Consider the following 21,501-nt stretch of genomic DNA (forward strand, 5'->3'; position numbering starts at 1 on the left):
CCCCTCATGGAGCGAAGCTCGCGTCCAGCGGCAGGCGGTTCTTGCCCCATTCGAGGTTGCCCTTGACCGTCAGCGGAAAGCGCACCGTGGGCGTGGGTTTGCCGTTCTCGGCGACCGGCGTGATCGCGATGCGCCGCGTCTCGCCCGGCAGGATGGGCAGGTCGGCCGGCGCCATCTCGAAGCGCGCGCCGCTGGCGTCGGTGCCGTTGACGAAACCTTCGAGGCGACCGTGGGCATTGCCCAGGTTGCGCACCTCGACCACGGCGCTGGGCTGGCCATCCACCTGGGCCACGCGGGTGCCGGTGATCTCCAGCTTCGGGGTGGCGTCGCCGATGGTGGCGTACACGATCACGCCGATGCGGCCACCCACGGGGAAATTGAGGTCGCCCTGCACGCGCGCGGGCTCCAGGCCCTCGATCATCAGCGCGAAGCGGCACTCGCGCGCCGGCGTGCCCGGCGGGGGCGTGATCTCGAAGCGGTAGCGGTAGCGCGCGCCGGGCTCGATCGTCAGCTCGCGCCGCTCGACCGCGACCCAGGGCCGGCAGCTGTCGGCGGCGAGCGCGTCGCTGAAGGCCACCGAGTTGTCGGGCAGGAAGGTCCAGTCGTTGGTGTAGATGCGGTAGTTGCCTTTTTGCTGCCCCACGTGCTGGATCTCCACCACCTGGCGCAGGTTCTGACCGGGCGCGACCTGCACCTCGAAGCGCGGGGGCGTGATGTAGGCCGCGAAGCCCTGCGCGAACGCGCCGTGGGAGGCGCTGGCCAGGGCGAGGGCGCCCAGCGCGAGGGCGGGGCAGCGAAAGAGGCTCAGGAATGCAGGGCGCATGGCGGAATCAGTCGGCATCCAGTTCGAAATGGAAATTCAGGCGGCGGCTGTTCGACTGCCAGTCGGCGTTCGAGCGCAGGCGCACCTGCAACTGGTCTTCCAGCGTGGGGGTGGTGATCGGGCCGGCATGCACCAGCGCGCGCTCGCCCGACACCAGCCGGCCCGCCTGCAGGCGGCCCTGGGTGGTCCAGACCGCTTCCACGGTGGAGGCCTCGTCGCGCGGCAGCACCATGTAGATGCGCCCGCTGCGCCCGATCCAGTCGCGCGTGTCGATGCGGATGTTGACGCGCAGCCAGGCTTCCATGCCGCCCGCGAAGGGCTGGCCCGATTTCAGGGGCAGCCACTGCATCTGCACGTTGGGTGGCACCGTGTGGCTCAGCGAGTCGTCCAGGCGGTGCGGGTTGGCCCAGGCGGTACTGGTCAGCAGGCCACACAGCGTCGCCAGGGCGAAGCGTCGGAAAGCCGTCATGGGCTGCTCAGGGTGTAGGTCACCCGGCCGTTGTAGGTGCCGGCTGCCCGCACCGCGTTGTTGGCGTAGACGTAGGAGTGGCAGTTCTCGAAATACGTGTTGCCCGGGACCGTCGCCAGCGTCTGCGTGCCGCCGTTGAAGGTGCCGGCCGGGATCACGTTGGGCGCGCCGCTGCCCGGGGCCGACACGGTCCAGCTGATCTCGGTGAAGGGAATGGTGTCGCCGCCCGCGTTGGTCAGGCTGGTGGGCGAGGAGACGGTGAGTGTGGCGTTGGCCGAGCCGCTGTTGCGGCGGTAGCCGGCGCCCACCATGACCTGGCTGGCGGGCGTGGGGCAGGTGGTGTAGCCGTCGGCGTACAGGCTGGTGGACTGCGTGCTGTCGCTGGTCATGGCCAGGTCCGTGCCATTGCCCAGCTGCGCCGCCGGCACGGTGACCTGCACCAGGTTGACGGGCCCGCTGGTGCCGGCCGTGCCATTCAAGGTGCCGCTGGTGCCGCTCATGGCGCCGTTGCCCACGTGCAGGAACAGGCGGCGGCTGCCGGAGGTGATCGTCAGCGACCAGGCGTGCGCGGCGGCCATTTCCGCCAGACACAACAAAGCCAGGCCGGCGGCCGCCGCGAGGCGGGCCTGGCTGGATCGGGTTGTCGTGCGCTTCATGGTGTCTGGCTGACCGTGGCTGTCCGAAAAAGCTTGGCGCCTGAAATGGCGACGGAGGGTTGCACGGGGCAAACCCTCCGGGAGGCCGATGGCGGCGGTGGGGCCGCCCTCTCAAGGTCTGCCGCGCAGACTCAGGGCATGGAGGCGGTGTAGGTCACGCGGCCGTTGGTCGTGCCGTAGGTGCCGGGTGCCACCACGGCCGAGTTGGCGTAGCTGAAGGTCCAGTTGGCCGTGCGGTCGGTGATCTTGGTGCCCGAAGACAGCGTGACGTTGGAGGCCGCGCCCGCGCCGGTGTTCGGAATGGCCGGGCTGGGCAGCGCGGCCAGGTTGCTGGTGGCCGAGATCTCGGACCAGGGAATGGTGTCGGCCGTGCCGTTGGTCAGCGCGCCGGTGGTGGACGCGGCCAGGGTGACCTGGCCGTTGTTGCCCACCACGCGGACCGGCACCACGTTGCCGGTGACCGCGCCGGCGGTCGCACCCGTGCCGACGGCGGCCGGGTTGCTGGTGTAGTCGAAGGTCACGGTGTCGATCGTGGTGTTGGTCGCGAAGGCGCCGGCACCGGTGCCCACGGCCAGGAACAGCACCCGGGGAATCGTCACGCGGAAGTCCAGGCGGGCCACCGCGCTGCCCGCGCCGGTGACGAGCTGGGATTCGGCCGAAGCCATCAGCGGGGTGCGCAAGGCCAGCGCCAGGGCGGATTGGAGCAACAGGGCTTTTTTCACGACGTTTCCTTCAGGACGGTGCAGAAGTGGGGTCTGAGCACTTTTAGGTACGCGGCCCACGGGTGGGTGATGGGCGGATGTTACGGAAAGTCACTTCGCGGATCAATATGTGGCCGAGGAAAAATTTCACACTTTTCAAGCACTTACGGCGACTTTGTTAACCGGCGGTAAAAAAACGAAGACGAGCGGCGAAAAAAGTGCTCAAGTTCACGCACCTTTTGCCGTGTTCGTACTTCTGGTTACCAGGTGCTGCAACGGAAGTGCACTGCCGGACTTCACCTCGCCCAGGGAGAAGCTGGTGTGCAGGTCTTTCACGTTGGGCAGGTTGAGCAGGACCTCCCGGGCAAACTGGCTGAAGTGGTTCAGGTCGCGGCTGACCACCTGCAGCTCGAAGGTGCCGGAGCCGCTGATGTAATGACAGGACACCACCTCGGGGATGCGGCGGATCGCGTTTTCCAGGGTGCGCGTGACGTCGCCGCTGTTGCGGTCGGCGTCCAGGCGCACGAAGGCCAGCACGCCCAGGCCGATCTTTTCGCGGTCGATCTCCGCGCGGTAGCCGCGGATGAAGCCCGACTCCTCGAGCGCCCGCACGCGCCGCCAGCACGGTGCGGCCGACAGGCCCACGCGTTGCGCCAGCTCGGCGTTGGTGAGGCGGCCGTCGCTTTGCAGTTCTTGCAGGATGGCGATGTCAAACTTGTCGAGTGTTTCCATGATGGCCTGTTTTGAGAATGAATCTTTCTCGATCATCGTGAAAACAGGCATGAAACGCAAACACCTATCGCGCACTGGGGCATACACTGTGCGCCACACTGGAGGCGTGCATCTACCCGTTGCACACCCCGTTCACGACCCGCCCACGAAGCAGGCCCCACATCCCCACGGAGACAAGCCGATGAACGCCCCCCTGCCCGACCACATCCGCCGCGCGCTCGAGACGGTCACCCTCGACGACAAATACGCACTCGATCACGGTCGCGCCTTCATGAGCGGCGTGCAGGCGCTGGTGAAGCTGCCCATGCTGCAGCGCCAGCGAGACGCCTTGCTGGGCAAGAACACCGCGGGCTTCATCAGCGGCTACCGGGGTTCGCCGCTGGGCGGCTACGACCAGGCGCTGCAGAAGGCGGCGCCGTACCTGAAGGCGCAGAACATCGTGTTCCAGCCCGGGGTGAACGAGGAACTGGCCGCCACCGCGCTCTGGGGCACCCAGCAACTGGGCTTCGCGCCAGCGGGCAGCAACCGCTTCGACGGCGTGTTCGGCATCTGGTACGGCAAGGGCCCGGGCGTGGACCGCTGCTCCGACGTCTTCAAGCACGCCAACATGGCCGGCACCACCCCCTGGGGCGGCGTGATCGCCGTGGCCGGCGACGACCACGTCGCCAAGAGCTCCACCGCCGCGCACCAGAGCGACCACATCTTCAAGGCCTGCGGCCTGCCGGTGTTTTTTCCGACCTCGGTGCAGGACATCCTGGACCTGGGCCTGCACGCCCTGGCGATGAGCCGCTTCAGCGGCGTGTGGGCCGGCATGAAGACGATCCAGGAGATCGTCGAATCCAGCGCCACGGCCGAAATCGATCCCGGGCGCGTGAACATCGTCATTCCCGAGTTCGAGATGCCCCCCGGTGGCCTGCACATCCGCTGGCCCGACCACGCGCTCGACCAGGAAGCCCGCCTGTTCGACTACAAGTGGTACGCCGCGCTGGCCTATGTGCGCGCCAACAAGCTCAACCACAACGTGATCGCCGGGCCGAACGACCGCTTCGGCCTGATCGCCAGCGGCAAGGCCTACAACGACACGCGCCAGGCCCTGCTGGACCTGGGGCTGGACGACGAGACCTGCCGCCGCATCGGCCTGCGCCTGCACAAGGTGTCGGTGGTCTGGCCGCTGGAGGCGCAGACCACGCGCGAGTTCGCCACCGGCCTGCGCGAGATCCTGGTGGTGGAAGAGAAGCGCCAGGTCATCGAGTACCAGCTCAAGGAAGAGCTCTACAACTGGCGCCCCGACGTGCGCCCGAACGTGCTGGGCAAGTTCGACGAGGTCGAGGGCGACTTCAGCGGTGGCGAATGGAGCATGCCCAACCCCAGCGCGCGCACCCTGCTGCGCGCCAACGCCGACCTCTCACCGGCCATCATCGCGCGCGCCGTGGCCAAGCGCCTCAAGAAGATCGGCGGCGTCCCTGAGGACGTGATGGCGCGCATCGATGCCCAGCTCGCCATCCTGACGGCGCAGGAGCAGTCGATGCAGACCCTGCTCACGCAGGGCGTGGCCGGCGCCGAGCGCCAGCCGTGGTTCTGCTCGGGCTGCCCGCACAACACCAGCACGCGCGTGCCCGAGGGCTCGCGCGCCATGGCCGGCATCGGCTGCCACTTCATGACGATCTGGATGGACCGCGCCACCGTGGGCTTCACCCAGATGGGCGGCGAAGGCGTGCCCTGGGTCGGCCAGCAGCCTTTCAGCCACGACCAGCACATGTTCGCCAACCTGGGCGACGGCACCTACTTCCACAGCGGCCTGCTGGCGGTGCGCCAGAGCATCGCGGCCGGTGTGAACATCACCTACAAGATCCTCTACAACGACGCCGTGGGCGATGACCGGCGGCCAGCAGGTGGGCGAGCGCCCTGAAGGCCACAGCGTGGTCCAGATCGCGCAGAGCATGCGCGCCGAAGGCGCGGTGAAGATCACCATCGTCACCGACGAACCCGAGAAGTACGACAGTGTGAAGGGCCTGCCCGAGGGCATTGCGATCCAGCACCGCGACACGCTCGATGCCGTGCAGCGCGAGTTCCGCGAGATCAAGGGCACCACGGTCATCATCTACGACCAGACCTGCGCCACCGAGAAGCGCCGCCGCCGCAAGCGCGGCACCATGGTCGACCCGGACAAGCGCGTGGTGATCAACGAGCTGGTGTGCGAAGGCTGCGGCGACTGCGGCGTGCAGTCCAACTGCCTGTCCGTCGAGCCACTGGAGACCGAATTCGGCCGCAAGCGCACCATCAACCAGAGCACCTGCAACAAGGACTATTCCTGCGTGAAGGGCTTCTGCCCGAGCTTCGTCACTGTCGAAGGCGGCCAGTTGCGCAAGAAGGAAAAAGGCGGGGCCAAGCTCGAATGGACCGGTGGCGCGTTGCCGCTGCCCGTGCTGCCCACCCTGGACGCGGAGGCCTGGGGCATCATCGTCGCCGGCGTGGGCGGCACCGGTGTCATCACCATCGGCCAGCTGCTGGGTGTTGCCGCGCACCTGGAAGGCAAGGGCATCGTGACGCAGGACGCGGCGGGTCTGGCGCAGAAGGGCGGCGCGACCTGGAGCCATGTGCTCATCGGCGCACGGCAGGACGACATCCGCACCACCCGCGTGTCGGCCGCGTCGGCCGACCTGATCCTGGGCTGTGACCCGATCGTCAGCGCGAACAAGGAAACCTGGGCCCGCCTGCGCGCCGGCCGCACGCACGTGGCGCTCAACGTGAACGCCACGCCCACCGCGGCCTTCGTCAAGAACCCCGACTGGCAGAACCCGGCGCAGGCCTGCGTGGACGCGCTGGTGCACAGCCTGGGGGCCGATGCGGTGGGCACGTTCGACGCCGAGACGGCGGCCACGCGCCTGATGGGCGACAGCCTGTACACCAACCCCATGATGCTGGGCTACGCCTGGCAGAAGGGCTGGCTGCCGCTGGAGCTGGCTTCGCTGATGCGCGCCATCGAACTCAACGCGGTGCAGATCGACAAGAACAAGGCGGCCTTCGAATGGGGCCGCCGCGCCGCGCACGACCTGCAGGCCGTGGCCGCGCTGTGGCAGAAGGCCGGGGCGGGCGAGCAGGTGATCCAGTTCAAGAAGCGCGACTCGCTCGACGACCTGATCGCCCGCCGCGTCGACTTCCTCACCGGCTACCAGAATGCCGGCTACGCCGACCAGTACCGGCACTTCGTGAACCGCGTGCGCGCGTCGGAAGCCTCGCTGGGCAAGACCACGCTGACCGAAGCCGTGGCGCGCAACCTGTTCAAGCTCATGGCCTACAAGGACGAGTACGAGGTCGCCCGCCTGCACAGCGACCCGGCGTTCCACGCCCGCCTGGCCAGCCAGTTCGAAGGCGACTACAAGCTCAAGGTGCACTTGGCCCCACCGCTGATCGCCAAGAAGAACGAGCGGGGCGAGCTGGTCAAGCAGCCGTTCGGCCCCTTCATGTTCAAGGTGTTCAAGCTGCTGGCGCGTTTCAAGGGCCTGCGTGGCACCTCGCTGGACATCTTCGGCCGCACCGAAGAGCGCCGCACCGAGCGGGCCCTGATCGGGCAGTACCGCTCCGATGTCGAGGCCCTGCTGACCGGCCTGACCAGCACGAACCACGCCCTGGCGGTGGAGATCGCGCGCCTTCCCGAGCAGATCAAGGGCTTTGGCGATGTGAAGGAGCGTCACCTCGCCGCCGCGCGCAGCCGCCGGGAAGGCCTGCTGCAGCAATGGCGCCAGCCCGAAGCGGCGCCGAACCTGGCCCGCGTCGCCTGATCCGCGGAACCACCCCGGCATACAATCGACGGTTGAGTCCGGAGTGCCCGGCGTCGCCTCATCCAGGCGGCCCCGGGCCTTTGGCGTTGTCCTGACCCCGAACCTGTTGGAGACCTCCCGTGTTCATTTCCTCCGCTTACGCCCAAGCCGCAGCCGCTGGCGACACCCAATCCACCCTGCTGGGCATGTTGCCCCTGGTGCTGATGTTCGTGGTGCTGTACTTCGTGATGATCCGCCCCCAGATGAAGCGCCAGAAAGAGCACAAGGCCATGGTCTCGGCCCTGCGCAAGGGCGATGAAGTCGTCACCGCCGGTGGTTTCCTGGGCAAGGTGTCCAAGATCGGCGAGATTTATGTGGGCGTGGAACTTGCCGACGGCATGGAAGTCCAGATGCAACGCACCGCCGTCGTGCAGGTGCTGCCCAAGGGCACGATCAAGAGCGTCTGAGCAAGCCGGCCCGGCGCCGCTGTGTCGGACCGGGCCCTTGAAATGCGCTTTCGCCTCCGCTGAACAACTCCAGGCCTCAGGCCCGGCTTCACCATGAACCGTTACCCGCTGTGGAAGTACGCGATCATCCTGGTCGCCCTGCTGATCAGTGCGCTTTATGCGCTGCCCAACCTGTTCGGGGAGTCGCCCGCCGTGCAGGTCTCGGCGGCCCGGTCCACGGTGCGCATCGAGCCCAGCACGGTCATTCGGGTGGAGCAGGCGCTGGCGGCGCAGAACGTGCAGAGCACGCGCATCCAGCTCGATGCCAATTCGGTCAAGGCCCGCTTCGACAGCACCGACGATCAGCTCAAGGCGCGCGATGCCCTGGAGAAAGCGCTCAACCCGGATCCGGCCGATGCCAGCTATGTGGTGGCCCTCAACCTGCTGCCCCGCACACCGGCCTGGCTCGCTTCCCTGGGCGCCTCGCCCATGTACCTGGGCCTGGACCTGCGCGGGGGCGTGCACTTCATGCTGCAGGTGGACATGCAGGCCGCCCTGCAGCGGCGCGCCGACGTGCTCGCCACCGACCTGCGCACCCTGCTGCGCGAAAAGGGCCTGCGGCATGGCGGCATCAACCGCAGCGGCCAGACCATCGAGCTGCGCGCCGGTGACGCCCAGACCCTGGGCGCGGCACGCGACCTGATCCGCACCCAGTTCGCCGACCTGCAGGTCACCGAGACGGCCGACTTCCGGCTGGTGGGCACCATCAGTCCCGAAGCCGCGCGGCGCGTGCAGGAGCAGGCGCTCAAGCAGAACATCACCACGCTGCACAACCGGATCAACGAACTCGGCGTGGCCGAGCCGGTGATCCAGCAGCAGGGCGCCGACCGCATCGTCGTGCAACTGCCGGGTGTGCAGGACACGGCCAAGGCCAAGGACATCCTGGGCCGCACCGCCACGCTGGAAGTGCGCATGGTGGACGAGAGCATGGAAGCCCAGGCGGCCGCGCGCGGCACCGGGCCGGTGCCGTTCGGTGCCGAGCGTTATCCGGAGCGCGGCGGCCAGTCGGTGGTCGTCAAGCGCGAAGTGCTGCTGACTGGCGAGAACCTCACCGATGCCCAGGCCGGCTTCGACAGCCAGACCCAGGAAGCGGCCGTGCACCTCACGCTGGACGCGAAGGGCGCGCGCGTGTTCCGCGACGTCACGCGCGAGAACGTCGGCAAGCGCATGGCCATCATCCTGTTCGAGAAGGGCCGTGGCGAGGTCGTCACCGCGCCCGTGATCCGCGGCGAAATCGGCGGTGGCCGGGTCCAGATCTCGGGCGCCATGACCACGGTGGAAGCCAACGACACCGCGCTGCTGCTGCGCGCCGGTTCGCTGGCCGCGCCGATGGAAATCATCGAAGAGCGCACCATCGGCCCGAGCCTCGGTGCCGAGAACATCACCAAGGGTTTCCACAGCGTGCTGTGGGGCTTCATCGCGATCGTGGTGTTCATGTGCATCTACTACGCCCTGTTCGGCGTGTTCTCCAGCATCGCGCTGGGCTTCAACGTGCTGCTGCTGGTGTCGCTGCTGTCCATGCTGCAGGCCACCCTGACCCTGCCCGGCATCGCCGCCATGGCGCTGGCCCTGGGCATGGCCATCGATTCCAACGTGCTGATCAACGAGCGCGTGCGCGAGGAACTGCGCCGGGGCGCTTCGCCGCAGATGCGATCAACGCGGGCTACGACCACGCGTGGTCCACCATCCTGGACTCCAACGTCACCTCGCTGATCGCGGGCATCGCGCTGCTGATCTTCGGCTCCGGCCCGGTGCGCGGCTTCGCCGTCGTGCACTGCCTGGGCATCCTCACCAGCATGTTCTCGTCGGTGTTCTTCTCGCGCGGCGTGGTCAACCTCTGGTACGGCCGTCAGAAGAAGCTCAAGACCGTTTCCATCGGGACCGTCTGGCGTCCCGACGCCCAGAACGCCACGGCCAAGGCCGACTGATCAGGACCTCACGCCATGGAATTCTTCCGCATCCGCCGCGACATCCCGTTCATGAAGAACGCGTTGTTGCTCAACGCGATCTCCTTCCTCACCTTCATCGCCGCCGTCTTCTTCCTGACCACGCGCGGCCTGCACCTGTCGGTCGAGTTCACGGGCGGCACCGTCATGGAGGTGGCCTACGAACAGCCGGCCGACCTCACCTCGGTGCGCAAGGTCATCGAATCGCTGGGTTACGCCGATGTGCCGGTGCAGAACTTCGGCACCTCGCGCGACGTGCTGCTGCGCCTGCCGGTGCAGGCGGGCAAGACCTCCAGTCAGCAGAGCGAGACCGTGCTCGCGGCCCTCAAGGCGCAGAACCCCGCCGTGGAGCTGCGCCGCACCGAGTTCGTCGGCCCGCAGGTGGGCCAGGAACTGGTGACCAACGGCCTGCTGGCGCTGGGGCTGGTGATCGTGGGCATCATGATCTACCTCGCGTTCCGTTTCGAATGGAAGTACGCGGTCTCGGCCATCGTGGCGAACCTGCATGACGTGGTCATCATCCTGGGCTTCTTCGCCTTCTTCCAGTGGGAGTTCTCGCTGGCCGTGCTGGCGGCGGTGCTCGCGGTGCTGGGCTATTCGGTCAACGAGTCGGTCGTGATCTTCGACCGCATCCGCGAGACCTTCCGGCGCCAGCGCAAGATGAACACGCAGCAGGTGATCGACCACGCGATCACTTCCACCATCAGCCGCACCATCATCACCCACGGGTCCACGCAGGCCATGGTGCTGTCCATGCTGGTGTTCGGCGGCCCCACGCTGTTCTATTTCTCCCTGGCCCTGACCATCGGCATCTGCTTCGGCATCTACTCGTCGGTGTTCGTCGGCGCGGCCATGGCGATGTGGCTGGGCATCAAGCGCGAAGACCTGGTCAAGACCAGCAGCAAAACCGAAGGCGATCCGGACGACCCGAACGCCGGTGCTGTCGTTTAAGCGCGAAAGCGCGCGCCTTATACAGCGCGCCTCGCGCGCTTGGCGCCTGTGGATGAATCCAATCGTGTCATACTGCACACATTGTGTCGCCGCCCGATCAGCACGTTTCATCCCTGGCCAAACAGGCACGTGAACTCTTCGTGGTTCATGTGGGACGGGCGCTTCCCGAATGGGTCAAGGTCTGTGACACGCGGCTGACCTCGATCCTCGATCAGGCGGGCTCGGCGCGCGACATGCAGGCCCGTCGCGACGCATGGACCGGGTTCCAGAAAAACCAGACCACCTGGCTCAACCAGAGCCGCAAGGCGCTGCAGCGTTCGCTGCTGCCGCGCTTCTCCAACTCCGGCAGTCCCACCAGTGTCTCGGGCCAGCTGGAGCTGGTGGCCGAAGGCGCGATCGACGACCAGATCCTGGCCTCGCGCCTGGCCAATGCAGGTGCTCGACAAGTCGTCCACCGAACTCAACGAATTGCGCCTGCGCATCCAGCACCTGGAAGGCCGGCTGGAGCTGCCTCGGGGCGACGTGCTGTTGCCCGGCGTCACCGCGCGCATCCTGGTGGACCAGTGGCTGGACGCTCACATGACGCGGGAGGCCTGGGTGCTGGTGCAGGACGCGCTGGCGCCGGTGATGCGCACCAAGCTGCATGAGGCCTACAAGGCCGCGAACGAGTTTCTGGTGGCCAGCGGGGTGATGAAGGAAATCGACCTGCAGGCCCTGGTCAAGCGGGTGCCGGGCAGCCGCAGCGAAGGTCCGGTGGTGCGCCGCGACGCGTCGGCGGCGGCCACCACCGCGCCGCGCCCGATGACGGCGGGACAGCGAATGGCCGGCGGGCCGGCGTCCATGCCCGCCTCCGCGCCTGGCGGTGTGTCCGGCATGGGGCCGGGATCGAACTTCGGTGCTGGCCGCGCGGGCGCACCATCGTCCGGCATGGGTGTGCACGATGAAACCCGGCTCATGACGGGCACGTCTCCGCTGGCGCGGGCGCGCATGCGGGCGCAGGGCGTGGTCGGGCGTCTCAAGCGCATGCTGATCGACCGCGTCGGTGGCGATTTCGAGGCCACACAGCTGTTGCCGCCCTCGCCCCGTCTGCAGCAGGCGATCCAGCATCAGGTGGCGTCGCCCAGCGTGGCCGCGGGTCTCTACGTGTCCGGCTCCTCGGGTGTGGGCGCGGTGTATGTGGACGCCTCGCATGTGGAGCGGGTCGCCACCTCCTTGCGCCAGCGCACCGCCGAACTCAAGCAGGCCGCGAGCACGCCGACCGAAAAGGCCACCATCGAGGTGGTGGCGCTGATGTTCCAGAGCATCCTGGCCGAAGAGCGCATTCCGCCGAGCGTTCGGGTCTGGTTCGCGCGGCTGCAGATCCCGGTGCTGCGTGTTGCGCTGGCCGAACCCGAGTTCTTCAGCGCCCTGCAGCACCCGGCGCGCCGCCTGATCGACCGCATGGGCTCCTGTGTGATGGGCTTCGAGTCCAACGTCGGCTCGGCCGCGCTGGAGGCCGAGATCAAGCGCGTGGTGCAGGTGATCGAGCAATACCCCGAAACCGGGCGACGCGTGTTCCAGCTGGTGTTCGACGAGTTCCAGAAATTCCTCTCCACCTACCTCAGCGAGCAAGGCAGCGCCAGCCGCTTCGTGAGCGTCGCGCAGCAGGTGGAGCAGAAGGAAACCCTGTCGGTGCAGTACACGATCGAGTTGCGCAAGCTGCTGGACGATGTGCCGGTGCGCGACGAGGTACGCGATTTCCTGTTCAAGGTGTGGGTCGATGTGCTGGCCGTGGCCAGCGTGAAGTACGGCCTGAAGCACGAAGAGACGACCTCGCTCAAGCAGGTCGCGTCCGACCTGCTGTGGGCGGCCAGCGCCAAGCCCAATCGCAACGACCGCGCCCGCGTGATCCAGCAACTGCCCGGCCTGCTGCAGCGCCTGCGCCATGGCATGGGGCTGCTGGGTTTCCCCACCTCGCTGCAGGACCAGCACATCAAGTCGGTGAGCGACACGCTGGCCGATGCCTTCATGTCGCGCACCGAACCCATCTCGCAGGAAAGCCTGGACAACCTGTCCGATCGGCTGGCGAACCTGGAAGACTACCTGCCGGCCAACGGTGTGGGCGACCTGGACCTGGACACCGAGAGCATCGAGATGATCACCGGCGTGGACGCCAGCAACATCGAGGTGATCAACCAGGGAGGCAGCCAGCCCAACGAGGCGATGCGCTCTTGGGCGGTGGAGCTGCAGATCGGTTCGTGGTTCGGCCTGGACCACAACGGCAAGCTCAACAGCGTGCAACTGGCCTGGCGCAGCGAGCGTGGCCAGCTCTACCTGTTCGTGACCAACGGTGGGCGCTGTTTCCTGATCCAGGCGATGCGTGTGGCGTCCTACCTGCAGGCTGGCCTGCTGGTGCCCAGCGAGGAAGAGGCCCTCACCGTGCGCGCCACGCGCGACGCGATGGCCAAGCTCGAGGCCAACCCCGAGCGCCTGCTCAACTGAGCGGGCCTGCCGGGGCTCAGCCCTGGCCCTGCCGTTGCAACAACCCGCCCGGCAGGCGGGCCACCTCTCCCGACAGTTCCAGTTCGAGCAGGCGCGCCTGCAGGTGCGCCGTGTCCAGGCCGGTGCGGGCCTGCAAGGCATCCAGGCTCACCGGATCGTGGCCCATGGCCCGCAACAGGCTGTCTTCCTTGGCGCCGTGGTCGCTGCCCGGCCCGGCGCTGTCGTCCGGCGGTACCGGTTCGGCGAAGCGCAGGTCTTCCAGGATGTCCTGCGCCGACTCGACCAGCTTGGCGCCCTGGCGGATCAGCGCGTGGCAGCCGCGCGATTGCGGCGCATGGATCGAGCCCGGGATCGCAAACACCTCGCGACCCTGCTCCGCCGCCAGCCGCGCGGTGATCAGCGAGCCGGACTGCACGGCCGCTTCCACCACCAGCGTGCCTTGCGACAAGCCGGCGATGATGCGGTTGCGTTGCGGGAAATGGGCTGGCAGCGGGGGGGTGCCCAAGGGGTACTCGCTGACGATCGCGCCCTGCGCCCCGATGCGGTGGGCCAAGGCCAAGTGGCGTTTGGGATAGACGCGGTCCAGCCCGGTGCCCACCACGGCCACCGTGGGAGCGCCGCCCAGCATCGCGCCATCGTGCGCGGCGCCATCCACGCCCAGGGCCAGGCCCGAGACCACGCAGACCCCGGCCTGCCCAAGTGCTTGCGCGAACTGGCGGGCGTTGGTTTCGCCTTGGGGTGTGGGGTTGCGGCTGCCCACGATGGCCAGCCGCCGGGGGTGGTGCAGGGCCTGCACGTCGCCCAGCACGTACAACAGCACCGGCGGATCGGCCATCTGCAGCAGATCGGGCGGGTAGAGCGGATCGCCCAGGGTCAGGATGTGGCGGTCCGCGGCGTCGGCCAGCCACGCCTGCGTGCGATCCACCTGCGCCTCGAGGTCTTCGGGGGGCTGCTCCAGCGCGCTCGCCGCGCGGGCACCGACGACCGCCTGCCAGGCCGAGGCCGGTTGGGCGAAGACCGCTTCGGGCAGGCCAAAGGCCGCGAGCAGCTTTCGCGCGGAGTCGAGGCCCACGCCTGGCGTGAGCAGCAGCCGCAACCAGGCGGCCAACTCGGGTCGGGGCATCGCGCCGATCAGGGGTTGACGAAGCGGTCGCCGACCTTCACGCCGTCGGTGATCTGCAGCACCAGCGCGTAGGACACCTTGTCGAAGGTGCGGAAGACCATCATCAGGCCGTTGCGCTCACCGGGCAGGCGCAGTTGCGGGCGGGTCTGATCGGTGGTGTCGGTGATCAGGCTGCTTTCGCGCTGCAGCGCCAGCACATGGCCGCGCTCGATGCCGTGCGCGCGGCCGCGGTTGATGGAGACCACCTGGTTCTGGGCCGCATAGCGCACCGCGTTGCCATACACCGAGACGATCTGGCCGCTTTGTGGCGTGTCGGGCGCGCGTGGCACGAAGTGGCTGAGTTCACGTTCCGGTTCGGGCAACAGCCGGTCGCCGATGCGCATCTCTTCCTTGGCCGCGACGATGTCGATGGAGGCCGGCACGATCTCGGCCGGGGCCTTGCCGTCGGCGGCCGGGCGCTGGGTCTCGCCGCTCACCAATTGGGCCTTGCCCAGATACTGGGCTTCGTAGCCCAGGATTTCGCTCGTGGTGGGATCGCGCAGGGGGGTGGCGTTGCGGAACACGCGGTAGTCGATCGACTTGCCGTCCACGACCCGCAGCGGTTCGTTCTGCGGGCCGTCGCCGTACAGGGCGCGCGCATAGGCGCGGTCGCCCCGGGTGAGCAGCACGCGGTTTTCCTGCGTGCGCAACGATGCGCGGTGCGCGCGCGAAGGTGGCTTCGTCGACGATCATGGGTTCGGTCAGGAACGACTCGATGGCCTGCAGCGACACCGGCGGAATCGCCGAGTCGCCCAGGCTTTCGTAGCGGGTGCGGGGCGACACGCGGACGGTGGCCGGGTCGCCGTTGCCCGCGGGGCGCGTGCTGAGGATGGCGCGGTCGCCGGACTTGATCAGGTACAGCACCTGGCCGGGGTAGATGCGGTGCGGGTTCTGGATGTCCTGGCGGTTCATGCCCCAGAGCTCGGGCCAGCGCCACGGCGTCTTGAGAAACACGCCGGAAATCGCCCACAGGGTGTCGCCGCGTTTGATGGTGTAGCTGTCGGGCGCATTAGGCGCGAGTTCGGACAGTGGCACGCCGTTCTGCGCCACCTGGTCGGCGGTGGCGCGTTGCCCGGAGGTGATCGGGAAGTTCTGCGCCAAGGCGCTGCCGGTGATCGAGGTGGCGCAGCACGGCGGCGGCGCAGACCAGCGAACGTCGCTGGCGCAAGAAGAAAAATTCGGCGGACTGGCGGGTTTGCAATGGCATGAAGTGGCCCCTGAGCGGCGATCGCGTCTTGACAAGTCGCTTTTGATTTTGCGCCCAAGCCATTGATTGGGCAACGTATATGGCGGAGGGATTTCACGCGCCGTCGCAAAAGTGGCGAAAATAGCGACATCGTCTTCCGCCTGTCACCGGCTTGCCGCCAGCCGTCGCCCCGCGACAATGGAGGCCCCTGCCTGGACCTGTCCCGAACCCACCCGATTTTCATGAATTCGCCGTCGCTTCTGCCCATCCTGCGTTACCCCGACCCGCGCCTGCACACCGTGGCCCAGCCGGTCAAGGCGGTGGACGATCGCATCCGCTCGCTGATCGAGCGCATGTTCGAGACCATGTACGACGCCAATGGCATTGGCTTGGCGGCCACGCAGGTGGATGTGCACGAGCGCCTGATCGTGATCGACGTGAGCGAGACGCGCGACGAGCGCCTGGTGCTGATCAACCCCGAGATCGAATGGGCCAGCCCGGAGAAGCGCAAGGGCGAAGAGGGCTGCCTGTCGGTGCCCGGCATCTACGACGGCGTGGAGCGGTCGATCGCCGTGCGGGTGCGCGCGCTCGACGGCAACGGTGTGGAGCGCACGATCGATGCCCAGGGCATGCTGGCGGTGTGCATCCAGCACGAGATGGACCACTTGCTCGGCAAGGTCTTTGTGGAGTACCTCTCGCCGCTCAAGCGCGATCGCATCAAATCCAAACTGGTCAAGGCTCAACGAGAGGCATTGCGCGCATGAACATCTCTCTGGCTTCTTCGCTGCGTGGCCTGGTCGTGGTGAGCGCGCTGGCACTGGCGGGCTGTTCACTGATGCCCGAACAGGTGGCGACGGGCACGCCGCGCAGCGAGATCGAGACCCGGCTGGGCCGGCCGACGCTGGTTCATACGCTGCCCGCGGGCACGCGCTTGCAGTACTCGGGTCAGCCCTCGGGCCCCTGGGTGCACAACCTCGATCTCGGACCCGATGGCCGCCTGGTGCGGTACGAGCAGGTGATGGACGCGGGCTGGCTGCTGCGGCACATCGAGATCGGCCGCTGGACGCGCGAAGACGTGTTGCGCGGCATGGGTCGCCCGGCCATGGTGGAGCGCGTGGCGCGCTTCGATGGCGAGGTCTGGAGCTACCGCTTCCTGGAAGCCACGCGGCCGCGCCTGGTGCATGTGCACCTGGACCCCTCGGGTGTGGTGCGGCAGCTGATGTTCTCCGACGACCAGGTGCTCGGCGATCCCGTCGACGCCGTGTCCCATCCCTGATGCCGCGCGGCGTCGCGCCATCGGTCCCTTTTCTTCTTCATGAACCTCATTTTTGCCGGCACGCCGGAATTCGCGCGTGTGGCGCTCGAGCGTTTGCTCGCCGCCGGCTTTCGCGTGCCACTGGTGCTGACCCAGCCCGATCGGCCGGCGGGGCGCGGCATGAAACTGCAGCCCTCGCCCGTCAAACAACTCGCGCAGGAACAGCAGATCACCGTGGCGCAGCCGCGCAGCCTGCGGCTGGACGGCAAGTACCCCGACGACGCGCGGGCGGCGCGTGACGCCATCGAGGCCGCGCAGGCGGATGCCATGGTGGTGGCCGCGTACGGGCTCATCCTTCCCCAGTGGGTGCTGGACACGCCACGCCTGGGCTGCCTGAACATCCACGCCTCGCTGCTGCCCCGCTGGCGTGGCGCGGCGCCGATCCATCGCGCCATCGAGGCGGGCGACGCGCAGACCGGCGTGACCATCATGCAGATGGACGCCGGCCTGGACACCGGCGACATGCTGTTGATCGAGCGCCTGCCCATCCAGGCCCAGGACACCACCGGCAGCCTGCACGACCGTCTGGCGACGCTGGGCGGGCGCCTGATCGTGGAAGCACTGGAGATCGCCGCCTGTGGTGGCCTGAAGGCCGAGAAACAACCCGCCGAGGGCGTGACCTACGCGCACAAGATCGAAAAGGCCGAGGCCGCGATCGACTGGACCGCGCCGGCCGAGACATTGGCGCGCCGGGTCCGCGCGTTCAACCCCTTCCCGGGGGCGGCCACGGCGCTGGCGGGCGAGGCCATCAAGGTGTGGTCCGCGCACGCCGAGGCCGCAGCGGCGCAGGGCACGCCCGGCCAGGTGCTGGCGGTGGATGCCGATGGCATCCGCGTGGCCGCCGGCGGCGGTGTGCTGGTGCTCACCGAGCTGCAACGCGCGGGCGGCAAGCGCCTCGCGGCGGCGGAATTCCTGCGCGGGTTTGCGCTCGCACCCGGTCAGGTGCTGGACGCCGCGCCCTCGCCGAAAGAGGCGCCCTGATGTTCCACCGCCGTGAATACCGCGACCGCCCCGAGTACTGGGATGGCGTGCGCGACCAGGTCTCGGTGCGCATGGGCATCGGTGCCTGGGGCCTGATGACCGGTGTCGGCGATGGTGCAGTCCGGCCTGTCGGCGCTGGAGGCCGTGCTCATGACGCTGATCGTCTACGCCGGCAGCGCGCAACTCGCCGCCGTGCCCATGATCGCCGCAGGCGCACCGCTGTGGGTGATCCTGGCGGCGGCTTTCTGCGTGAACCTGCGCTTCGTCGTGTTCTCGGCGCACCTGCGGCCCTACCTGATGCACCTGCCGCGCTGGGAGCGCCTGATCAAGGGCTACATCACCGGCGACCTGAGCTACGTGTTCTTCGCGCGCCGCTATCCGCACCCGGGCACCAACGAGGAAGAGCTGGCGCAGCAGCAGGCCTACCTCATGGGCAACTGCGCGGTGAACTACGTGGCCTGGATGGGCGCGAGCCTGGCCGGCATTGCCCTGGCCAATGCGATCCCCGTGGCCTGGGGCCTGGGCTTCGCCGGCATCCTTGCGCTGCTGGGCGTGCTGTGCTCGCTGGCCTCATCGAAGCTGCGCTTCGTCTCGGCCGGCGTGGCCGGCGCGGCGGCGGTTGCGGCCTGGGCGCTGCCGCTCAAGCTCAACATCCTGGTGGCGATCGCGAGCGCGGTGGCGATCTGCCTGGTGCTCGAGAAATTCAGGCCCCAGGCGCCGGGGCAGGGGGCACACCATGTTTGACCTCGACCCCTGGACCCTGCTCACCATCGTCGCGCTGGGCTGCATCACCGTGATCACGCGCGGCTTCTTCTTCATCTCCAGCAAGCCCTGGAGCCTGCCGCACTGGGCCCAGCGCGGCCTGCAGTACGCGCCCATCGCGGCGCTGGCGGCGGTGATCGTTCCCGAGATCGTGATGAACCAGGGCGCGCTCATCACCACCTGGAAGGACGCGCGCCTGTTCGCCGCGGCCGCCGGCATGGCCTGGTTCTTCTGGAAGCGCGGCGTGCTCGGCACCATCGTCTGCGGCATGGCGGTCTACCTGCCGCTGCGCCTGGGTCTGGGCTGGTGAGGCCTGGCACCGTTTTTCAACGGTGCCATTGTTTCTGGTAGGCCCACTGCGCGTAGCGCGCATGCGCCTGCGCCTTGTCCACCAGGGCAGGGTGGCTCTCGGTGCTGTCCTTCAACTGGCGATCCAGGTAGCTCATGAGCCGGGGTGGGCTGTCGGGCTGCAGCACCGCCACGTGGGAGCCTTCCATGTAGGCCTGGATCTTGTCGAACTGCAGGATGGCGCGGCCGGGCCGGGTGCGCTGCGCCGGGTCGCTCAGGTCGCGGCCGGTCAGCGGAACCTCGCCACTCAGGCCCATCATGGAGATCAGCGTGGGCGCCAGATCGATCTGGCTGGCCACCGTGCGGATGCGCTCGGGTGCGCGCACCGCGCCGCCCAGGATCAGGCCGGGGATGTGAAAGCGCTCGATCGGGATGACCGAGGGGCCGTACACGCGCGAGTTGTGGTCGGCCACCACGAGGAAGAGGGTGTTGTCCCAGTAGGCGGATTGCTTCGCTTTGTCGAAGAAGCGCCCCAGGGCGTGGTCGGCGTACTTCACCGCGTTGTTCACGGTGTTCTTCGGCTGCTCGTGCAGCTCGAAGCCGCCGTCCGGGAATTCGAAGGGCGCGTGGTTGGACGAGCTGAACACCAGGGCGAAGAAGGGCTTGTCGGCGGGCTGCTGGCTGAAGCGCTGGTGGGCCACATCGAACAGGTCGCCATCGGACGCGCCCCAGGTGGCGATGAAGGCGCTGGCGGGCATGTCCTTCTGCTCCACCACGCGGTCGAAGCCATTGCCCATGAAGTAGCTGCGCATGTTGTCGAAGTGCGATTCGCCGCCGTAGTAGAAGGTGGACTCGTAGCCCCTGGGCTTCAGGAAGCTGGCCAGCGTGAAGAAGTCGCGCTGCGATTTCGCCAGCTTCACCGTGCTCACCGCCGAGGTCGGCGGAAAACCCGCCACCACCGCCTCGATGCCGCGCACCGAACGCGTGCCGGTGGCGTAGAGCTGGTCGAACCAGATGCCCTGGTCGCCCAACCGGTCCAGGTTCGGCGTGAGCGGCAGGCCTCCCAGGCGGCCGACGAACTCGGCGCCCAGGCTTTCTTCGAGCACGATCACCAGGTTCAGCGGCCGCTCGCGCGGGTGCGGGCTGGTCAGCGTGTGGCGCAGGGGCGAAGCGGGGTCGGTGAAGGCGCCGGGCGGCAGCCCGGTTTCTCGCCGCACGATGTCGATCACGCGCTCCTGCGGCATCTCGGCGTAGGTGATGCCGCCTTCTTCGGCCTTGCGCGACTGGTAGATCGCGTACGTCACGGTGTAGAGCGAACTCAGGGGCAACTCGTTGACCAGGTGGTCGGTGGTCACGGCCGCCGTGGCGGGGTTGGCCGGGCGGTGCCCCAGCGCGCCGCGCGCGCAGAGCGCGAGCGCCACGAACAGCAGCGCCGACAGCAGCCCGGCCTGCCAGACCCGCAAGGTCGCGGGTGGGTGCGGCGCGGGGCGGGTCAGCCGGACGTAGGCCCAGCCGATGGTGGGCAGCAGCACCGCCGTGGTCAGCAGGTGCGCCCAATAGTCCTTGATCAGCGTGCCGCCCACTTCCTTCGCGTAGCCCAGGTACTCCACGAAGAGGTAGTTGGGCCGGCTGTCGTACTGCAGCACGAAGGCCGGGGTGCGCCAGTTCCATGAAGACCACAAGCAGCAGGGCGATGCCGCCGTACACGCGCAGGAAGACACCCCACGCGCGCTGGCTGCGCCGGTGGGTGGCGCATCCAGGGCGTGAGCGTGGCGGGCAACACCCAGGCCAGGCCCATCAGCACCGCGTCAAAGCGCAAGCCTTCCCACCACACCAATGGCGCCGCCTGGGCCTGGGCGATGCGGTCGGCCTGCCACCAGGCCAGCCCGGCGCGCGACAGCCACAGCACCGCCAGCATGCAGGCCATGGGCATGAGCAGGGGGCGCAGCACGGCGAGGAGGTGGGTCGGGCGGGGCCGGCGAGGTGGGTGATCGGCCTCCCCCACGGCCGGCGCAGGCCGTGCGCTCTTCGAAGGGGTCAGCCACGGCTGGGCCAGCCGCCAGCCCGCCCACGACACGCCGGCGGAGATCAGCAGCGTCCACAGCGTGTGGCTGGGGAAATGCGCACCGCGCAGGGTTTGCACCGCACCCGCCAACAGACCCACGAACAGCACGGCGGCCAGCCAGCGCAGGCCGGTCGCGCGCGGGCGATGGGGCGTGCCTGGCGGCGCGTCCAGCCAGGGCAGGCACAGGCCGATGAACGCGAAACCGCTGGACGCGTGGCCGCCCGGGAAACAACGCCCCGGGCCGCCGTCGGCCACGCCCCAGGCCCAGTGCGACACCCATCGCGCCGGTCCGCCGAAGGCCTGCAGGTCCCAGGGACAACTGGTCAGGCTGGTGTTCTTCACCAGGTTGACCACCAGCAGCGACAGCGTGGCCAGCGCCACCACGGTCCAGCGTTCGCGCCGGGGCATCTGCAGCCCGGGCCAGCAGGCCCAGGCGCAGAGCAGCAGCCAGCCACCCGTCATGGCCTGCCGCAGGCCGTCGTGCAGCACGCGAGAGAGCCACCAGCTGTCCTGCAGCGCAAAGCCGCGCGGCGTGCCGATGGCGCGCATCACCGCCATGTCCAGGCCGCCCAGGTCCCAGAGCAGGGTGAGGGTGAACAGGCCGAGCAGCCAAGTGGCGGGGGACGATCGGAAGGGGCCGGTGACCCAGCGGGGGCGAGACAGTGCGTGCATGGTGCGGCACTGTGGAAGCCCCAGGTTAAATGCGCCTTAAGGCG

16 protein-coding genes and 5 pseudogenes are annotated in these 21,501 nt (G+C 68.3%); 12 read left to right on the forward strand and 9 right to left on the reverse strand.

Features of this window, described 5'->3' with window-relative positions; genetic code table 11:
- Positions 1-4: 4 nt before the first annotated feature.
- The 5 genes from ACFJGX_RS06260 to ACFJGX_RS06280 all read right to left on the reverse strand — a co-directional run bounded on the left by ACFJGX_RS06260 (position 5) and on the right by ACFJGX_RS06280 (position 3,381).
- Positions 5-823, reverse strand: coding sequence for a hypothetical protein (locus ACFJGX_RS06260; RefSeq protein WP_382322274.1), 819 nt, complete (start codon positions 821-823; stop codon positions 5-7).
- Positions 824-830: 7 nt separating this feature from the next.
- A complete protein-coding gene (locus tag ACFJGX_RS06265; RefSeq protein WP_382322273.1) occupies positions 831-1,292 on the reverse strand; it encodes a hypothetical protein in 462 nt (153 codons plus the stop codon).
- The gene (locus tag ACFJGX_RS06270; protein ID WP_382153060.1) at positions 1,289-1,948 is read right to left on the reverse strand and encodes a hypothetical protein; all 660 of its coding nucleotides are present in this window, start codon (positions 1,946-1,948) and stop codon (positions 1,289-1,291) included. Before ACFJGX_RS06270 ends, ACFJGX_RS06265 begins: the two co-directional genes overlap by 4 nt.
- 131 nt (positions 1,949-2,079) lie before the next feature.
- Positions 2,080-2,670, reverse strand: a complete 591-nt coding sequence (locus ACFJGX_RS06275) for a hypothetical protein (protein WP_382322272.1) — start codon at positions 2,668-2,670, stop codon at positions 2,080-2,082.
- Positions 2,671-2,877: 207 nt separating this feature from the next.
- Positions 2,878-3,381 (reverse strand): Lrp/AsnC family transcriptional regulator, encoded by a 504-nt coding sequence (locus ACFJGX_RS06280; protein WP_382325775.1) that lies wholly within the window; start codon positions 3,379-3,381, stop codon positions 2,878-2,880.
- 181 nt (positions 3,382-3,562) lie between these two features.
- On the opposite strand from ACFJGX_RS06280, the pseudogene ACFJGX_RS06285 reads away from it, so the two are divergent.
- The 6 genes and pseudogenes from ACFJGX_RS06285 (at position 3,563) to ACFJGX_RS06310 (ending at position 13,026) form a co-directional block, all read left to right on the forward strand.
- Positions 3,563-7,163 (forward strand): annotated as a pseudogene (locus ACFJGX_RS06285) (indolepyruvate ferredoxin oxidoreductase family protein).
- 119 nt (positions 7,164-7,282) lie between these two features.
- Positions 7,283-7,609 carry a preprotein translocase subunit YajC gene (gene yajC, locus ACFJGX_RS06290; protein ID WP_382328026.1) on the forward strand — a complete coding sequence of 109 codons (327 nt, stop codon included), beginning with the start codon at positions 7,283-7,285 and terminating at the stop codon, positions 7,607-7,609.
- A gap of 93 nt (positions 7,610-7,702) precedes the next feature.
- Positions 7,703-9,576: pseudogene (secD, locus tag ACFJGX_RS06295) on the forward strand (protein translocase subunit SecD).
- A gap of 15 nt (positions 9,577-9,591) precedes the next feature.
- Entirely contained in the window at positions 9,592-10,545 is a 954-nt protein-coding gene (secF, locus tag ACFJGX_RS06300) for a protein translocase subunit SecF (protein ID WP_382322271.1), read from the forward strand.
- 149 nt (positions 10,546-10,694) lie between these two features.
- Positions 10,695-10,928, forward strand: a pseudogene (locus tag ACFJGX_RS06305) (hypothetical protein); the annotation flags it as partial.
- Between the two features lie 46 nt (positions 10,929-10,974).
- Positions 10,975-13,026 carry a DUF1631 family protein gene (locus ACFJGX_RS06310; RefSeq protein ID WP_382328028.1) on the forward strand — a complete coding sequence of 684 codons (2,052 nt, stop codon included), beginning with the start codon at positions 10,975-10,977 and terminating at the stop codon, positions 13,024-13,026.
- Positions 13,027-13,042: 16 nt separating this feature from the next.
- Here ACFJGX_RS06310 and dprA read toward each other — a convergent pair whose 3' ends face one another.
- Together dprA and ACFJGX_RS06320 are read right to left on the reverse strand one after the other, a co-directional pair.
- Positions 13,043-14,149 (reverse strand): DNA-processing protein DprA, encoded by a 1,107-nt coding sequence (gene dprA, locus ACFJGX_RS06315; RefSeq protein WP_382322270.1) that lies wholly within the window; start codon positions 14,147-14,149, stop codon positions 13,043-13,045.
- A gap of 8 nt (positions 14,150-14,157) precedes the next feature.
- Positions 14,158-15,304 (reverse strand): annotated as a pseudogene (locus tag ACFJGX_RS06320) (LysM peptidoglycan-binding domain-containing protein).
- On the opposite strand from ACFJGX_RS06320, the gene ACFJGX_RS06325 reads away from it, so the two are divergent.
- The 6 genes and pseudogenes from ACFJGX_RS06325 to ACFJGX_RS06350 all read left to right on the forward strand — a co-directional run bounded on the left by ACFJGX_RS06325 (position 15,267) and on the right by ACFJGX_RS06350 (position 18,742).
- On the forward strand, positions 15,267-15,461 hold the full coding sequence (locus ACFJGX_RS06325; RefSeq protein ID WP_382328858.1) for a hypothetical protein: 195 nt from the start codon (positions 15,267-15,269) through the stop codon (positions 15,459-15,461). The pseudogene ACFJGX_RS06320 and the gene ACFJGX_RS06325 overlap by 38 nt on opposite strands.
- 155 nt (positions 15,462-15,616) lie before the next feature.
- Positions 15,617-16,138: a peptide deformylase gene (gene def / locus ACFJGX_RS06330; protein WP_291121735.1), complete on the forward strand. Its 522-nt coding sequence runs from the start codon at positions 15,617-15,619 to the stop codon at positions 16,136-16,138.
- A complete protein-coding gene (locus ACFJGX_RS06335; protein ID WP_382322269.1) occupies positions 16,135-16,650 on the forward strand; it encodes a hypothetical protein in 516 nt (171 codons plus the stop codon). Before def ends, ACFJGX_RS06335 begins: the two co-directional genes overlap by 4 nt.
- A 39-nt stretch (positions 16,651-16,689) precedes the next feature.
- Entirely contained in the window at positions 16,690-17,670 is a 981-nt protein-coding gene (fmt, locus tag ACFJGX_RS06340) for a methionyl-tRNA formyltransferase (RefSeq protein WP_382322268.1), read from the forward strand.
- Positions 17,670-18,414, forward strand: a pseudogene (locus ACFJGX_RS06345) (AzlC family ABC transporter permease). The gene fmt and the pseudogene ACFJGX_RS06345 overlap by 1 nt, the downstream one beginning before the upstream one ends.
- On the forward strand, positions 18,407-18,742 hold the full coding sequence (locus ACFJGX_RS06350) for an AzlD domain-containing protein (RefSeq protein WP_291121731.1): 336 nt from the start codon (positions 18,407-18,409) through the stop codon (positions 18,740-18,742). The pseudogene ACFJGX_RS06345 and the gene ACFJGX_RS06350 overlap by 8 nt, the downstream one beginning before the upstream one ends.
- A gap of 16 nt (positions 18,743-18,758) precedes the next feature.
- Here the strand turns inward: ACFJGX_RS06350 and ACFJGX_RS06355 are convergent, their stop codons facing one another.
- Both ACFJGX_RS06355 and ACFJGX_RS06360 read right to left on the reverse strand, forming a co-directional pair.
- Positions 18,759-20,366, reverse strand: a complete 1,608-nt coding sequence (locus ACFJGX_RS06355; RefSeq protein ID WP_382328030.1) for an LTA synthase family protein — start codon at positions 20,364-20,366, stop codon at positions 18,759-18,761.
- Complete coding sequence (locus ACFJGX_RS06360) at positions 20,288-21,457, reverse strand: phosphatase PAP2 family protein (RefSeq protein ID WP_382328032.1); 1,170 nt, start codon at positions 21,455-21,457, stop codon at positions 20,288-20,290. The genes ACFJGX_RS06355 and ACFJGX_RS06360 overlap by 79 nt, the downstream gene beginning before the upstream one ends.
- Positions 21,458-21,501: the final 44 nt, after the last annotated feature.

This window comes from Hydrogenophaga sp. UC242_50, assembly GCF_042697355.1.
Lineage (GTDB): Bacteria > Pseudomonadota > Gammaproteobacteria > Burkholderiales > Burkholderiaceae_C > Hydrogenophaga.

Coding starts and splice junctions, on each gene's coding strand:
- ACFJGX_RS06260 (WP_382322274.1), bottom strand. CDS start 823: ATGCGCCCTGCATTCCTGAGCCTCTTTCGCTGCCCCGCCCTCGCGCTG.
- ACFJGX_RS06265 (WP_382322273.1), bottom strand. CDS start 1,292: ATGACGGCTTTCCGACGCTTCGCCCTGGCGACGCTGTGTGGCCTGCTG.
- ACFJGX_RS06270 (WP_382153060.1), bottom strand. CDS start 1,948: ATGAAGCGCACGACAACCCGATCCAGCCAGGCCCGCCTCGCGGCGGCC.
- ACFJGX_RS06280 (WP_382325775.1), bottom strand. CDS start 3,381: ATGGAAACACTCGACAAGTTTGACATCGCCATCCTGCAAGAACTGCAA.
- secF (WP_382322271.1), top strand. CDS start 9,592: ATGGAATTCTTCCGCATCCGCCGCGACATCCCGTTCATGAAGAACGCG.
- ACFJGX_RS06310 (WP_382328028.1), top strand. CDS start 10,975: ATGCAGGTGCTCGACAAGTCGTCCACCGAACTCAACGAATTGCGCCTG.
- dprA (WP_382322270.1), bottom strand. CDS start 14,149: ATGCCCCGACCCGAGTTGGCCGCCTGGTTGCGGCTGCTGCTCACGCCA.
- def (WP_291121735.1), top strand. CDS start 15,617: ATGAATTCGCCGTCGCTTCTGCCCATCCTGCGTTACCCCGACCCGCGC.
- ACFJGX_RS06335 (WP_382322269.1), top strand. CDS start 16,135: ATGAACATCTCTCTGGCTTCTTCGCTGCGTGGCCTGGTCGTGGTGAGC.
- fmt (WP_382322268.1), top strand. CDS start 16,690: ATGAACCTCATTTTTGCCGGCACGCCGGAATTCGCGCGTGTGGCGCTC.
- ACFJGX_RS06350 (WP_291121731.1), top strand. CDS start 18,407: ATGTTTGACCTCGACCCCTGGACCCTGCTCACCATCGTCGCGCTGGGC.
- ACFJGX_RS06360 (WP_382328032.1), bottom strand. CDS start 21,457: ATGCACGCACTGTCTCGCCCCCGCTGGGTCACCGGCCCCTTCCGATCG.